Below are 14,896 nucleotides of genomic sequence, written 5' to 3' on the forward strand. Positions count from 1 at the left end.
CTGCCTGGTTACCGTGCCCCGCCCGCCATCTCATAGCGATACAACGCATAGCTGCGCGGCTGCGGGAGGGCAAAGTCCACCCGGCCGTCAGCATCGGCGACGACAACGTGGTCCGCGCCCGCGCCAACGATGTGCGTCAGGCGATAGCGACATCCCCCCTCCCCGCCATACAGCGCCAGGCGCCGCTGGCCTCGCGGGTTGTCCTCGCGGAAGATCAGGACGTAGCCGCTGCGCGCGTCGGCGATGGACTGGAAACCCGTCCAGCCCAGCCCCGACGGCTCATCGCCCAACGGCAGCACCAGCCCGGAATGCATGGCCAGGGCGTGCTCGCGGTAGCACCGCAACACATCCTTCAGGGCAAAGGCCTCCTCAGGCAAGCCCGTGCCCTCGAACCACGCCAGCGGCTGCGCCATCATCGTTATCGCAAAGCAGTACTCGAATGAGTAGCGCCCGGGCGCCAGCGGGTCATCGCCGTACTTGTCGCCATTCCGCCACGTATTCAAAAACTCAATCTGCAAGCGCCGCGTCGGCACGTACTTGGACAAGTGCCATAGATTCCGCAAGGTCCAATGCGGGTAGTAGTTGCCCCAGTCCGTGTAACGATTCTCCAGAAAGATATTCCCGTACTCGTAGAAAAAGTGGTAGCCGTAGCGCCGGCCGGCCGTGCAGTCAAGATTGAACACCGCCGCGCCGTCCGTCGCCTCAGTCACTGCATCGAACATGCGCCGGAGGTTAACTTCGGCCCGCTTGTCGCCAATGAACACGCCATCAATCTTGAAAATCCGTATGCCGTAGTCGCTATGCAGCCGTATCAGCGTGTCGGCATCGTCCCGCCAGTGCGCGTAGCTGTCGTCCTTGCTGGGATTGAACCACAGACACAATTCAACACCCTGCTCGCGGCCATACTCGACCACCGGCCGCAGACCGCGGGGAAAGACCTCCGCGCGTGGCTCCCAGTAGTCCGCGCGCTGCCAAATGCCGTCCAGCGATCCCGAAATGCCGCGGCCGGTATTGCAGGACACGCCTGTCTGCCAGCCGTCATCAAGCTGTAGATGCGTTATGCCCAGGCGCTTCGCTGCGTCGATCTCGCGCAACGCAAAGGCCTCGCCCATACGCGTGTCCTGGTTGCGATCGCCCCAGGTGTTCATCATCACCATCTCGTCCCGAGCCGCGTCGAAAACCCGCAGCCGACTCTGGTAGTCCCGCAGCGCCGACAGCTGCGACAGCTCGTCATTCGCGCTCAAGCCCACCACCACGCTGTAGCCGCGCACCCACTCGTCACCGGCGGCAGCCGTCGCCCGCAGACCCAGGCCAAGCACCGACAGATCGCCGATCCGCAGCACAAAATCCGCCGGCGGTCGCCCCAGCTGCACTGGCGCGCAAGGCGCCTCCTTGAGCACAAACACCGCCGTATCGCCAAAACTCGGCCGCATCAGCAGGATGTTGCCCGTCAGCATGCTGTCGCCGCGATAGGGCAAGACCTCCCGCTCACTGACCAGGTTGTTGCAGCGATCCGTCACATCCGCAAAATCCACCGCCCGAGCCCGCCAATGCACCCCCGGTAGACGCAGACGCTCCGTCACCACGTGGTCGCCGGCACCCTCCGCCAAACGCTCAGACTGCTCCACATTCGCCATATCCGCCACCTGCAGCGCCGCCGCCGTCGTCCAGCTTCCGCGCCCCGCCCGCCGCACGTAGTAGTCACAGGCAATGGCGGGACAATGCTCATACAGCCGGAAGACCCGCCGCAGCTCCAGTCCAGAGGCAAACACGCAGGTCACTGTCGCCGCCAAATACCCGTGCCGAGACGGCGTCCCCGACACCTCAGCAACCGTCAAATCCGCCGCCACCGGCGCATTCGTCTGCCCAGGCAGGGCACAGGACGCACCGCCGGCTAGAGCCAAGCTGCCTCCGCCATCACCCAACGCCAGCGCCAGCGCCGACAACAGCCCGCTCTGCCAATCGTAAGTCCTCGTCATCCGCCCGGTGCTCAGCACCAGCAGCCCATCAGTCAATTCAGCGCAACACACACCGCTCATAGTTATTGTCAACTCCTGTTCCGTAGTGGTTTCTTCAATGCTTGCTTGGGACGGATCGGACGGATCGGACGGATCGGACGGATCGGATCTATCTGATTGATCCGTCCCATACGTCCCTTACGTCCTATCAAGCTACCCAGAGTTCCCAGCCCCACACCCCAGCGCCGCCGCCAATGAGCCCCACCAGTCCCAGGCGTCCCCCGTATCCGCCCCAGCCCCATGGCTGACCACTTCGCCGCAGCAGGCCAATAAGTATAAACAGGTTTGAATAGGTTTCAATGAACTTATATATTCCCCACCGGCTAATTTGTCGGCCAGCAAGAATCCGTGTCATGTCTTGGCAAAAACAACTGGATCGTGCTATGTACTGGTATTATAAGTGGCCCCTAATCATCATCCTGCTGCTTCTCGGCGTGGGCATCTGCTCGTTCCTTTGGCGCTCATGCGTCGCCCCGGTCTTCTTCACCGATAGCACAACCAGCAGCGCCAATACCGAACAAGTGAGCAACAGCGATACCACCGCGCCTGAAAACCCAGCCACCACCCCCTTGTCTGGCTTGGAAACCCCCGCGACGGCGCCCTATACCCAGCCAGCAGTTACCACGCCGACCGCAGTTACCACGCCCGGATCACCCGTCAGCGTCGGCGTTACGCAGCTGCTCAATGCCGCCGACGGCCAGATGCTCGCCGACAAGCCCCTCGCCGCCCGCGAACTGGCCCGCCGCGCGCTCTCCAGCCCCAGCGTTGTCGAGTTCGACCAGACCTGGTGGCGTGCCGCAACCATCATCAACCAAGCCAACACCATCTTCATGAACTCCGCCGCACCCTGCCCGGAAAAACAGCCCTACGTCATCCGCAGCGGCGACAGCCTCAGCCGCATCGGCACCCAATTCCACAGCTCAGTCGGCGCCATCCAGCGCCTCAACGAACTCTCGCGCACCAACCCCATCATCCACCCCGGTAACTCCCTGCAGCTGCTCACCGGCAACTGGGCCATCCGCGTGTCCAAAAGCCAGTTCGCGCTCCTACTCTACTTCAACAACGATCTCTTCCGGGTCTTCCGCGTCGGCATCGGCCGCCAAGACCGCACACCCGTCGGGACCTTCGTCATAACCTCGAAAATCGTCCACCCGGCATGGACACCGCCCGGCAAAAACATCCCCTACGGCGACCCCGAAAACATCCTCGGCAGCCACTGGATGGGCCTAACTCCCACCGGCAGCACCAACCAGGCCCTCCGCGGCTACGGCATCCACGGCACGTGGGAACCTGACAGCATCGGCACCGCCGCCAGCGCCGGCTGTGTCCGCATGCGCAATGAAGAAGTCGAAGAGCTCTACGACTTCATTCCCATGCCCCTCACCAACGCCCCGCAGGTACCCGTGACCATCTTCGAATGACCCCCGCAGCGCTCGCCCCCCGCAATATCAGCCCCTAACGATAGAACCCAAAGACAATGGCAGTACACCTGGAATTCGAATACCCCATCATCGAACTCGAAGAAAAAATCGTCGCCCTCCATCGCTACAGCAAAACCCACGCTGTCGATCTCGCTCAGGGCATGGAGCTGCTTGAACAACAACTCGCAGCAACCCGCGAAAAACTCTTCTCGGGACTCACCGCCTGGGAAAAAGTCCAGCTCGCCCGCCACCCCCAGCGGCCCTACCCCCAAGACTACATCCAGGCCATCTTCAGCGATTACCTCGAGCTGCACGGCGACCGCACCTACGCTGACGACCACGCCATCGTCGGCGGCTTCGCCAAACTCAACGGCCGCAAAGTCATGGTCATCGCCACCCAGAAGGGCCGCAATCTCAAGCAAAATATCGACGTCAACTTCGGCAGCGCCCAGCCCGAAGGTTACCGCAAGGCCCTCCGCCTGATGAAGCTGGCCGACAAGGTCGGCTGCCCCATCATCTGCCTCATCGACACCCCCGGCGCCTACCCCGGCATCGCCGCCGAAGAACGGCATATCGGCGAAGCCATCGCCATCAACCTCCGCGAAATGTTCCGGCTGAAGGTCCCCGTCGTCTGCGCCATCACCGGCGAAGGCGGCAGCGGCGGCGCCCTCGGACTCTGCGTCGGCAACCGCGTCCTGATCATGCAATGCGGCTACTACTCCGTCATCACCCCCGAAGGCTGCGCCGCCATCCTCTGGCGCGCAACCGATGCCGTCCCCAAAGCCGCTGACGCCCTCAAGCTCACCAGCACCGACCTGCTCAAACTCGGCATCGTGGACGAAATCGTCCCCGAACCTGTCGGCGGCGCTCACCGCGACCCCAAAACCGCCGCCCAACTCCTCCGCGACGCCCTCTGCAACAATCTCGCCATGCTCGCTGCCAAAAGCGACGATGAACTCCGCGCCGAACGCTACGAACGATTCCGTAAACTCGGCCAGTTCAGCGAAGGCTAAGTCACCGGCAACCACCCATAGCGCGAGATCTCTGCACATGTCCATTGACACCGAACCCATCATCACCGTCGGCCCGGCCAAGGATCAGGACCCCGAAGCCATCGCCGCACTGCTCATTCCCTACGTCGAGCTCAAAATCGTCCTGCCCCGCTCGCCTGAGGACATCCGCCAATTCCTCCCTAACTTCCTCGTCGCCAGAGTCAATGACGACGAAGTCATCGGCTCCATCGCCCTCCGCGATTTCAGCGACGGGCTCCAGGAAATCCGCTCCCTCGTCGTCCGTAAAGACTACGCCGGCAAAGGCCTCGGCACCATGCTCATCGAAGCCGCCGTCGCCATGGCCCGCGAAAGAAAGGCCAAGAAGGTCTTCACCCTCACCGTGCGCCCCCGTCTCTTTCTCCGCCTTGGCTTCGTCTCCGCGCCCGTGTCGGATTTTCCCGAAAAAGTCTGGAGCGACTGCCTCGCCTGCCCAAAACGCCACTGCTGCGACGAAGTCGCCCTGGTCATGCCCCTGCAAAACAACTGACCCGACCTGCGCGCCGACAAACGACCAGCGACGCCAAGCACGCCTCGCCGGGCTGGTCGCCAGGCCGGGACGACGTTTCCCCTCGCCAAGGACGAAGCCATTTCCGCCAATCCGCATCACCATGAGTCTTCACCACCACACAGACAAGGAGCTCAGCATGCGACACCCCCTGGCCCTCTCCGTCCTCTCAGCCTTCCTCCTGGTCCACAGCTACGCCGACGCACAGACCGCCAGCAACGGCCTCGTCAACAACACCCCGGGCCTGCTCCGCTTCTACGATTTCAGCGCCCTCCAAGGCGACGTCAGCAGCGTCGCCTCCACCGGCAGCGACCAGACACCACTGCAGTGCAGCATCCCCTTCACCATTGTCCCCGGCCGCGACGCCGGCAAAACCGCCGTCCGCATTGACGACCAGGCCCTCCATGCCGATCCCTTCCCGCTCGACAGCCAGCACTTCACCGCCGAAATTTGGTTCAAGCTCATGGACGTCGGTTCACAGCGCGGCAACGGCGGCAGCACCAGCGGCACCATCATGTCCATCGGCATCGGCTACTGGGACGGCTGGCGCCTAACCACCTCATACCCCGGACGAAAGCTCGCCTTCGAACTCGGTAGACCACGGGGTATCAACGCCTTCGGCATCGGCAGCCCTCTCACCGTCGCCAATCGCGCCTGGCAGCACGCCGCCGTCTCCTGGGACGGCAGCACCATGCGGCTCTACGTCAATGGTCTGCTCAGCGCCCAGGCGCCCTACTCCGACCCATATACCCAACCAGCCGCCGACGCGCGCTTCAAAATCGGCTTCGCCGGCTTCGGCTTCGGCTCGGTCGTCATGGACGTCGAGCAGGTCGCCGTCTTCTCCCGCGCCCTCCGCCCCGCCGAGATCGCCACCCACGCCCTCGCCAGCGCCCTCCCCGCCGACGACCTCGCCGCACTTATCGACCAGGCCCAGGACTCCTACGTCAAAGCACGCGGCGACGACGACGCCCGCACGGCCATGGCGCCCCTGCTGGCCGCTTCCCTCCCCGCAACCTGGCGCCTCTGGGCCCAACTCGCCAGCGAACTAAAAAGCCCTCGCGCCCAGAACGTCCTCCCCATCATGACTGATCCGCAACTGCCACCATTGCTCGCCGCACAGGCCACCGACGCCGTCATCGCCGCCATCCGCGACAACCCCAAAATGGCCCTGCCCGACTCAGTCTACGACACCCTCCTGGCCAACGACGACCTCGACGCCGACACCCGCAATGCCGTCGCTCTCAGCCGCGCCTTCCAGCTCATCGCCAAGGGTCAGATCGACCAGGCTCAACAGACCTTCGACCGCCACCTGGCCCGGCCCGATATCAGTCCCGCCGCCCACAGCGACATCACGCTCAGCATCGCTCACGCTTTCCGCGGCCAAGGCCACTACGACCAGGCCCGGCAGTACTATCAACGCATCAGCCAGGACCAAGCCAAGCCCGCCGCCCACCAAGCCATTGCCGCCCTGGCTAGCGCCCAGACCTACGCCCTCGCCGGCGATTACGCCCAGGCCGCCGCGGCCTTTACAACCATCAGCGCCAACGCCGCCCTTATGCCGCACCACCGCCAGGAGGCCGCTGAATGCGCCAGCGAATGCCGCCGCCAGCAGCAAGGACTGCCTCCGCTCGCTCCCGATGCGACCCGCCAGCGCCCGACACCGCCGCCGCCGCCGACCAAAGAGTGGTTCGTCGCCCCAGAGGGCAGCGACCAGAACGACGGCAGCGCCCAGCGCCCATTCGCCAGCATCCACGCTGCCTGCGCCGCCATCAGGCAATACCGCACCACCCAGCCCGCCAGCAAGGGCAGTCTCGTCGTCACTCTCGCCGGCGGCAGCTACGACGTCCCCCAAACAACCGAACTCACCAGCGCAGACTGCGGCAGCGCTGAAGCCCCGCTGCACATCCGCGCCGCCACCGGCGAAAAGCCCGTCCTCACCGGCGGCGTCATCCTCCGTCACTTCCAACCCGTCACCGATCCGGCCGTCCTTGCCCGCATCCCCGCCGAAGCACGCGCACTGGTCCTCCAACACGATCTGCGCGACCTCAATCTTCCCCTCGATTTGCAGCAGCGCCCCCTCGCCGAGCTCTTCTGCGATGACCGCCCACTCACCGTCGCCCGCTGGCCCAACAGCGGCTTCGTCACTATCGACGCGCTCCTCCCCGACTACGCCGAAAAAAAGACCCCGGCTTTCATTTTTGCCGACCAGCGCCCCGCACGCTGGACCGCCGCCGATGACATCTGGCTCACCGGCTACTGGGTGCACCATTGGGCCGCCGACACCGTCAAGGTCAAGACCATCGACCTGGCCGCCGGCACCGTCACCCTCGCCAAAATGCCCGGCTACGGCCTCCGCAGCAAGCAGCACTTCTTCGCCTTCAATCTCCTGGAAGAACTCGACCAGCCCGGCGAGTGGTTCCTCGACCGCCAAAACGCCATGCTCTACCTCTTCCCGGCTCAGCCCGTCGCCAATAATACCTACACGCTCTCCCGCTTGAACGCGCCATTCCTCAAGCTCAACGATGTCAGCCACGTCGTCATCAGCGGTCTCCACTTCGCCTTCAACCAGGCCAACGCCATCGAAATGACAAACGTCAGCAACGGCGCCATCATCGGCTGCAGCATCAAAAATATCGCCAGAGACGCCCTTGTCTGCGAAAATGGCAGCCACCTCAGTATCTACGGGAATGACTTCCTGACCCTCGGTCGCGGCGGCATGCGCGTCAGCGGCGGCAAACGCCGCGATCTCAGCCCCAGCGGCATCGTCATCGAAAACAATGTCGTCAACAACTTCTCCCGCCTCGACCGCACCTACACGCCAGCGCTGCACCTCGAAGGCGTCGGCACCCGCGTCGCCCACAATCTCTTCTGCGACTCGCCGCACCACGCCATCCGTGTCGAAGGCAACGACCACGCCATCGTCTTCAATGAAGTACACAGCGTCGTCTATGAATCCGACGACCAAAGCGGCATCGATATGTGGTACAACCCTACCTATCAAGGCAATGTCATCAGCTATAACTTCTGGCACCACATCGGCAGCGGCATGAATGTCGCCGGCCAATCCGGCATCCGCCTCGACGACGCCATCTGCAACGTCGTCATGGTCGGCAATGTCTTCCTTAACGCCGCCGACGGCCACTTCGGTGGCATTCAAATCCACGGCGGCAAAGACAATGTCGCCGAAAACAATCTCTTCATCTCCTGCAAAGCCGCGCTGAGTTTCTCGCCCTGGGGCGAAAAACGCTGGCTCGACGTGCTCAAGCGCGACAATATGAAACAGCGTCTCTACGGCGACATCGCCATCGACCAGGATCCCTACGCGTCGCGCTACCCGTGGCTCGCCTCACTCCACGAAAACCACGACCGCAATTTCATCTGGCGTAACCTCGCCGTCGACTGCGACAGTTTCTTTATGCGGCCAAACCGCTACAGCGATGCCGTCGACAACCTCAGCGTCCAGAACGACCCCGGTTTTACTTCCCAACAGGACTTCACCCTCCGCCCCAACTCCTGGGCCCAACAGCACTCGGCCTTCCGACCAATTCCCTTCCGCGAAATCGGTCTCTACCAAGACGATCTGCGCGCCTCCTGGCCCGTCAAATTCCCCATCACCGACCACTACCGCGGCCCGCACTGGCCACTGCAATAACCACAAACGCAGCCCGTAGCCGCCACTAATCACTGCTGCCCGCAGCGGGCAGCGGCGCCGCCGGCTCCCCAACCACCCATCCCGACCACAACCACGCCCAAAGTACCCGCTCATGGCAGAACCCAACCGCTCATACCAGCTCGTCGACGCCGGCGCCGGCCGCAAACTCGAACGTTTCGCCGATGTCCTCATCAGCCGCCCCTGCGCCCAGGCCGTCTGGCGCCCATCACGCCCGCAAAGCGTCTGGGACCAGGCCGACGCCTCCTTCACCCGCGAACAGCAAAGCGGCTGGTCATTCCGCCGCAAAATCCCCAGCGAATGGACCTGCGAAGTCGGCGGCGTGCTCTTCACCGTCCGCCCAACCGACTTCGGCCACCTGGGCGTCTTCCCCGAACACGCCTTCGGCTGGCAATGGCTGCAACAACGTGCCACAGAAGCCAAACAACCACTCAATATCCTCAATCTCTTCGCCTACTCCGGCGGCGCCACCCTCGCCCTCGCTAAGGCCGGCTGCGAGGTCTGCCACCTCGATGCGTCCAAAAAAATGGTCGACTGGGCACGGCAAAACGCCGCCCTTAACCAACTCGCCAACGCCCCCATCCGCTGGATCGTCGACGATGTCCAAAAATTCCTCCACCGCGAAATCCGCCGCGGCCGCCGCTACGACGGCATCGTCCTCGATCCCCCCAGCTTCGGCCGCGGCACCAACCAAGAGCTCTTCAAAATCGACAACGACCTCATTGAGCTCCTCGATCTCTGCTGGCAGGTCCTCGCCCCCAACCCCGCTTTCGTCTTCCTCAGCTGCCACACCCCCGGCTACACCCCCATCGTCCTTCAAAACGTCGTCAGCCAATGCGCCAAAGGCGGCCAAATCAACACCGGCGAAATGCGCATCGACCCCCAACCCGGATCCCTCCCCATCCCCTCCGGCAGCTTCGCCGCCTGGCAAAACGCCTGAGCCCCCACCATAACCGATCAGACCGATCAGACCGATCAGAAATCCGATCCGTCAGATCAGTCCGATCCGTCCGATCAGTCCGATCAGTCCGCGAAGAAGACAAAAGACCGCCGATCAGACCGATCAGCCCGATCAGACCGATCAGACCGATCAAAAATCCGATCCGTCCGATCAGTCCGATCAGTCCGCGAAGAAGACAAAAGACTGCCGATCAGACCGATCCGACCGATCAGACCGATCAGACCGATCCGACCGATCAAAAATCCGATCCGTCCGATCCGTCCGCGAAGAAGACAAAAGACCGCCGATCAGACCGATCAGACCGATCAAAAATCCGATCCGTCCGATCCGTCCGATCCGTCCGATCCGTCCGATCCGTCCGATCCGTCCGATCCGTCCGATCCGTCCGATCCGTCCGATCCGTCCGATCCGTCCGCGAAGAAGACAAAAGACTGCCGATCAGACCGATCAGACCGATCAGACCGATCAAAAATCCGATCCGTCCGATCCGTCCGATCCGTCCGATCCGTCCGCGAAGAAGACAAAAGACTGCCGATCCGACCGATCCGACCGATCAAAAATCCGATCCGTCCGATCCGTCCGATCCGTCCGATCCGTCCGCGAAGAAGACAAAGGACTCCTATGTTACATGACCGGATAACCTCGGACAAATCACGTCGTCAGGTCGGCCAAGTTCGGCCCGGAGGGGTGTGACAGCAACTTGGAATTGCGCCCGGAGGGCGCCACATTGGCATGGCTAGTCGCTTCCCACGATGCCAGAACGAGGCATATCGTGCCGACATTATCAATCACTCCTATGTTACATGACCGGATAACCGGGGAATGGGGAGCAGGCTAAAGCCTGAACACCATACGCCGCCGCCTACCCAAGGAGCATGTAACCTGCAAATTGTCCCCGGTGTTTTCCCCACCGGGGTGGTTACTAACCAATTACGCTTTTTTGTAATCAGTCAGTGATTGATAATTGAGCAGAAGAGCAACAGGCGGCCCTAGACGTGCCCGTTTCCCTAGCCGCGAAGCGGCAAAAGCGCTGAAAGCGCGCGCCGCCCTGAATAGAGAGCCAGTATTGTTCGTGTTCCTCGGCCCCTTTGCCCCCAGTCGGCTTCGCCGACTGGAGCCAAAGAGGCAATGGAACCAGGTAACGTGAAGTGGCCCCCCAAGTCAAGGACAAAAACGAACGAATTATCAGTGGGGTCATGATTTCGCGCCGGCATTTGGCTGCAAAGCCGCAGTCCGCAGAAGAGCGGCTGAGCAGCCCGTCGGCTGGCCGGTTTGCAGGCACGCAAGCCCCATGGTTTGGCTTCTCTAGCCAAACCAGGCTTAATAAGAGTTGAACCCACCCCATTCAGGTGTTGGGCAGCGTTCTATTCCGAGGTCAGGGCTATGCTGCAATATCTTTCCGGATGCTGGAAGGGCTGAGTGCCTTTGGGTGTCAGGGTCAGCCCGGTCTTGCGGCCTTTGCCGTCGTTGTCGTTGACAAGCATAGAGAAACCGAAAGTCTCCCCGGCTTTGAACTTGACGTCGGGCAGGCATTCCGCCGGCAAGAAGATGTCGTAGCGCAAGCCGTCTGGCAGCCGGGCACAGTTCACCTTGACGGCCTTGTCAACTCCGGTCTCCTGGTTGGCCTCGCCGATATATCGCTTGGCGCAAGCCTTGAACAAGTAGGCGGTCGGCTCCGTCCCTTTTACCCAGGAGATGACATATTCCAGATCATCGTCGAGGTTGCGTTTTTTAGCGGAAGCTTCGGCGGTGGCGTCAAAGCGCATGTCGAAATAGATTTGCAGGGAATCGTCCTGCCAGGCTCCAGGAGCATTGTCCGGCAAGCATTCCTTGTCATCACGGGTTATCACGCTCAGAGCAAGTCCGTCGGCGTTCCAGCCGCAGGCGAATCTTGCCGAAATGTCTTCCACCCCTTGCCAGCGTTCGGAGATATGAAAGTCAGGAGAGAGGTTTTCCCCTCCCAGTTCGACCCAGTCTGAGTTCCGCCACTGATCGAACCCTTTGCATTCCCTGGCGAAGAGCGGAGGCGCCAATTGAGCATGAAGGCTTGAACGCTCATTCCCACTGTCCAGTCCGATTTTGAAACGGTAGTCGCCAAGCGGCTTGATATCGGATTCCTTCATCGTAAAGACTGCAACCCGTTTTTCGCCGGGGCCAAGAGCAAGGCTGCTGACGCTCTGCTCGAAACTCCAGCGCGAGGGTATATCCAGAAGCGAGAGCTTCAAATCAGCCTTCTGATTGGTCCGGTTTACGACAATCACGTTCAGCTTGTCAAGCCCCCCAAGCACCGGACGTATGCTGAATGGCTCGCCTAGGTTGAAAAACGCCGTGCTTGATATGGCTGTTACGATGGCATTCTTGCTCATGCTCGCCGGAAAGCGCAGGTAGACCGGCGCCCGCGATAATTTGACCTTGCCTTCAGGTAGCGGGTTGCCCATCATGTCAAAGGCCTTGGCTTTGCCGGGAAGCTGCATTTCCCCAAAAGTTTCAGCGCTGATGGTATGAATTGTAGCTAGCTGTCCCTTGGGGAAGACGAAGCACTTCAAGGCCTCGCCAAGCTGAAGAGGTTCGCCTGTTCCTACCGAGCCGAGGAACCCAACTGCTACGTTTGACGCCGGAGCAGCCGCAAAGGCGAATTTTTCATTCATGAAGCCGCGCCAGAAATGCTGCGGTGTAAATGCCGCGAACTTCGTGCCTGCGGCTGCATGATGTATCAGGTTTACGGCCATTGCCGTTGCATGCTCAAACTCCGTCGGCAGGGAACTATTGGCAAGATAATCAGAGTCTTGATCGTCAAGCTCTGGCATCTGAACGCCAAAGAACTGCTCGGTGTTCCAGACTGGCAAGTCCTTTCCAGTATATTGCTTGAGCAATTCATGGAAGCGGACAACGCTTCCGAAGGTGTCGGTCAGGTCGGGGTTATGGGTGTAGTTATGGAAACTGAAGACATCAATTTGCTTGCCGCCTCCCGCCTTCAAGAAGCGTTCGGCGTAGTTCATGTTGGCGGTGCAGATGCATGGGCCGACAAGCAGCATCTCCGACGCAATCGTTTTGATGATCGGGCGGGCTATTTCGTAAAATTTGGCGACTTTCTCCGGCGACATGGTCTTTTCGCCTTTTCGCGGCCCGTCCTTCATTGTCCAGAGATTGGGCTCGTTAAAAAGCTCAACGCCTGCAACCAAGCCTTTAAGCTCCATAATGATCTGCTTCAGCCACTCGCTGTATTCTTCCGCCAGCTCAGGCGTCATGCTTGCGGCTTCCACAATCTTGGTTTTCAGCTCTTGTGGAAAGCAGTAGTCGCCACCTTCTGCAAATACGATAATGTTCCTGTATTTCGACGCCTTCAAGGTGTTTTTGAAAATCTGACTTTGCCGTCCTGCCTTGTTAACCTGCAAGAAAAAACGGTTGAAGGTGTTTTCGAATGGCAAGTATTTCGCATAGTGCGCCTCGTCCGATGGATAGAGCAGGAATGGAACGACATGTCCAGCCAAGGGATTGTCCGGCAATTCCGCTTTGGAGAGATCATCCATGATGACGTAGCGCGACTCGCCGATCTTCTTGCCGTCAGAGACGAATTCCGCTGTGAAGAGGCCGCGCTTTCCATCGGGATTCACCTTCACAACGCTTGTTCCGGCCTTAAAGCTTTCCTTCCTGACGGTAGCACCGAAGATGTTTTGTACGACCATCTCTCCAGTACAGGTCGAATGAAGCAGCAAGACGGCATTACTGTCAGAGGAACTGATCAGAGTCTGTCCTCGCAGAGCAGCTCTTTTCTCAGAAACATAGAAATCTGAGGGCTTTTCTCCTGCCGACACCTGCGCCTTTTGCAGAAGGACGGCACCGTCTTTGACGTCGATTCTCAGGTAGAGTGAGTTTCGTGGCGTCTTCGGCGCAATGCCGCTGAAATCGTAGCGTTTCCATTCGTTGGACAGTTCGATGTCATGCCTGGCAGCCACCTGCCAGTTGGTTGCCAGGAGGTAGGCCCGGCAGCTTGCCTTCGCGGTGGCATCGGCCTTCTTCAGCCAGAGGGAGGCTGTATACGGCATGCCTTCTTGAACCGGGAAGGTGAAGCTTGTAATGCAAGTGCCTTCGGAGAGGCGCATGGCGCCTTCGGCATTGAGTCTTGGCTCTTGCATCCGGCTGAGAGTCTCAAGTCGTTCTGGACTTGAAAATCCCCCGTGATATGCGCTCCAGCCGGAACTTCCTTGGAAAAAGTCGGGATTGACAAGAAGGTTTTTCCCCACGGAATCCAGGTTGCGTGAAAGGAATTTCAAGTCGGTCTTGCCAATCAGCAGAACCCCTTTCTTGACATCTATCCTCCTCCAGAAACCAGAGTCTTCAGGGATAGCCGGCGGAACTGCCGTGATGCTGTATTTGCGCCAGGTACCGTCGACTTCAAACTCCTTTGCCACGTGCCATTTGTATTTGGTTCCAACGACGAGGATCCTTGCCGTGGCCGGGCCGTTCTCGGAGCGGAGCCAGAAGGATAGGTCGATGCTTTCCCCGTTCGCCGGAAATGGCTGTGGCTGCGACCGCATGCACCCGGCCTTGCCGTCCTCCGCCATGCCCAGACGCATCACCTGCTTGGAGCTTTCGAAGCTGAAGTCGTCCGTGAGTCCGCTCGCCGCAGAGACTTGGATGTATTTGCTCCAGCCGTCAGGAAATAACGATCTGTCGCCAGAGAAGTATTCGTCCCCGAGGAGCGTTGCCACATAGGACAGCATAATTGCATACAGAAAATTCTTCATGAAATGAACCTTCTCCTGCTATTTCAAGGGGATGGAGTCGTCGTTGAAATGCGAGGGGCCGGACGAATACTTGAAATTGGCCACATGGCCATCAATGAACACAGCCGGCCCATAGTCACATAAATTACCTGTTTTTGGGACACAAGCGAGCGCGAGGTTGCCTGATTTTTCATGACACCTGTAACTGCAGCCAGGCGATGATACCAAAACTGTCGTGCCTCGACGAGGCACTGCCTGTTGGCTGGCTGTGTCCCCAGGCTGAAGCCTGCGGTTAAGCGCCTACGGCGCAAAAACTTCGCGAGCTATAAACGGCGGCTTTCGGTACGGATCGTACAAATCACGCCATCTGAGCAGCCAAGTTCGGCCCAGAGGGCCGAACTTGGCCGAACTTGGCATTTTATTGCCGCGAAGCGGCAGAAGCGCTGAAAGCGCCATCTCCCACCCGGCCTGACCGCTTATCCCCGTCCCCCTCCAAGGAGGCTTGACTCACGCTCCTTCATCGGGTATCGTGTTTCCCGGCA

Annotated in this window: 7 protein-coding genes; 5 read left to right on the top strand and 2 right to left on the bottom strand. The window is 60.5% G+C overall.

What is annotated here, in order from left to right; all coding sequences use genetic code 11:
* Positions 1 to 8: 8 nt before the first annotated feature.
* Positions 9 to 2,039 (bottom strand): alpha-amylase family protein, encoded by a 2,031-nt coding sequence (locus J3R75_RS00355; RefSeq protein ID WP_307259129.1) that lies wholly within the window; start codon positions 2,037 to 2,039, stop codon positions 9 to 11.
* Positions 2,040 to 2,401: 362 nt separating this feature from the next.
* Here J3R75_RS00355 and J3R75_RS00360 point away from each other — a divergent pair, with 362 nt between their 5' ends.
* The 5 genes from J3R75_RS00360 (at position 2,402) to J3R75_RS00380 (ending at position 9,606) form a co-directional block, all read left to right on the top strand.
* The gene (locus J3R75_RS00360) at positions 2,402 to 3,439 is read left to right on the top strand and encodes a L,D-transpeptidase family protein (protein ID WP_307259130.1); all 1,038 of its coding nucleotides are present in this window, start codon (positions 2,402 to 2,404) and stop codon (positions 3,437 to 3,439) included.
* Between the two features lie 56 nt (positions 3,440 to 3,495).
* Positions 3,496 to 4,452, top strand: coding sequence for an acetyl-CoA carboxylase carboxyltransferase subunit alpha (locus J3R75_RS00365; protein WP_307259131.1), 957 nt, complete (start codon positions 3,496 to 3,498; stop codon positions 4,450 to 4,452).
* A gap of 37 nt (positions 4,453 to 4,489) precedes the next feature.
* On the top strand, positions 4,490 to 4,978 hold the full coding sequence (locus J3R75_RS00370; protein ID WP_307259132.1) for a GNAT family N-acetyltransferase: 489 nt from the start codon (positions 4,490 to 4,492) through the stop codon (positions 4,976 to 4,978).
* 157 nt (positions 4,979 to 5,135) lie between these two features.
* Positions 5,136 to 8,648: a LamG-like jellyroll fold domain-containing protein gene (locus tag J3R75_RS00375; RefSeq protein ID WP_307259133.1), complete on the top strand. Its 3,513-nt coding sequence runs from the start codon at positions 5,136 to 5,138 to the stop codon at positions 8,646 to 8,648.
* Between the two features lie 112 nt (positions 8,649 to 8,760).
* Positions 8,761 to 9,606: a class I SAM-dependent methyltransferase gene (locus J3R75_RS00380; RefSeq protein WP_307259134.1), complete on the top strand. Its 846-nt coding sequence runs from the start codon at positions 8,761 to 8,763 to the stop codon at positions 9,604 to 9,606.
* A gap of 1,385 nt (positions 9,607 to 10,991) precedes the next feature.
* Here the strand turns inward: J3R75_RS00380 and J3R75_RS00385 are convergent.
* A complete protein-coding gene (locus J3R75_RS00385) occupies positions 10,992 to 14,375 on the bottom strand; it encodes a sugar-binding protein (protein ID WP_307259135.1) in 3,384 nt (1,127 codons plus the stop codon).
* Positions 14,376 to 14,896 lie beyond the last annotated feature (521 nt).

Source organism: Oligosphaera ethanolica (assembly GCF_030814695.1).
In the GTDB taxonomy this organism is placed as follows: Bacteria; Verrucomicrobiota; Lentisphaeria; order Oligosphaerales; family Oligosphaeraceae; genus Oligosphaera; species Oligosphaera ethanolica.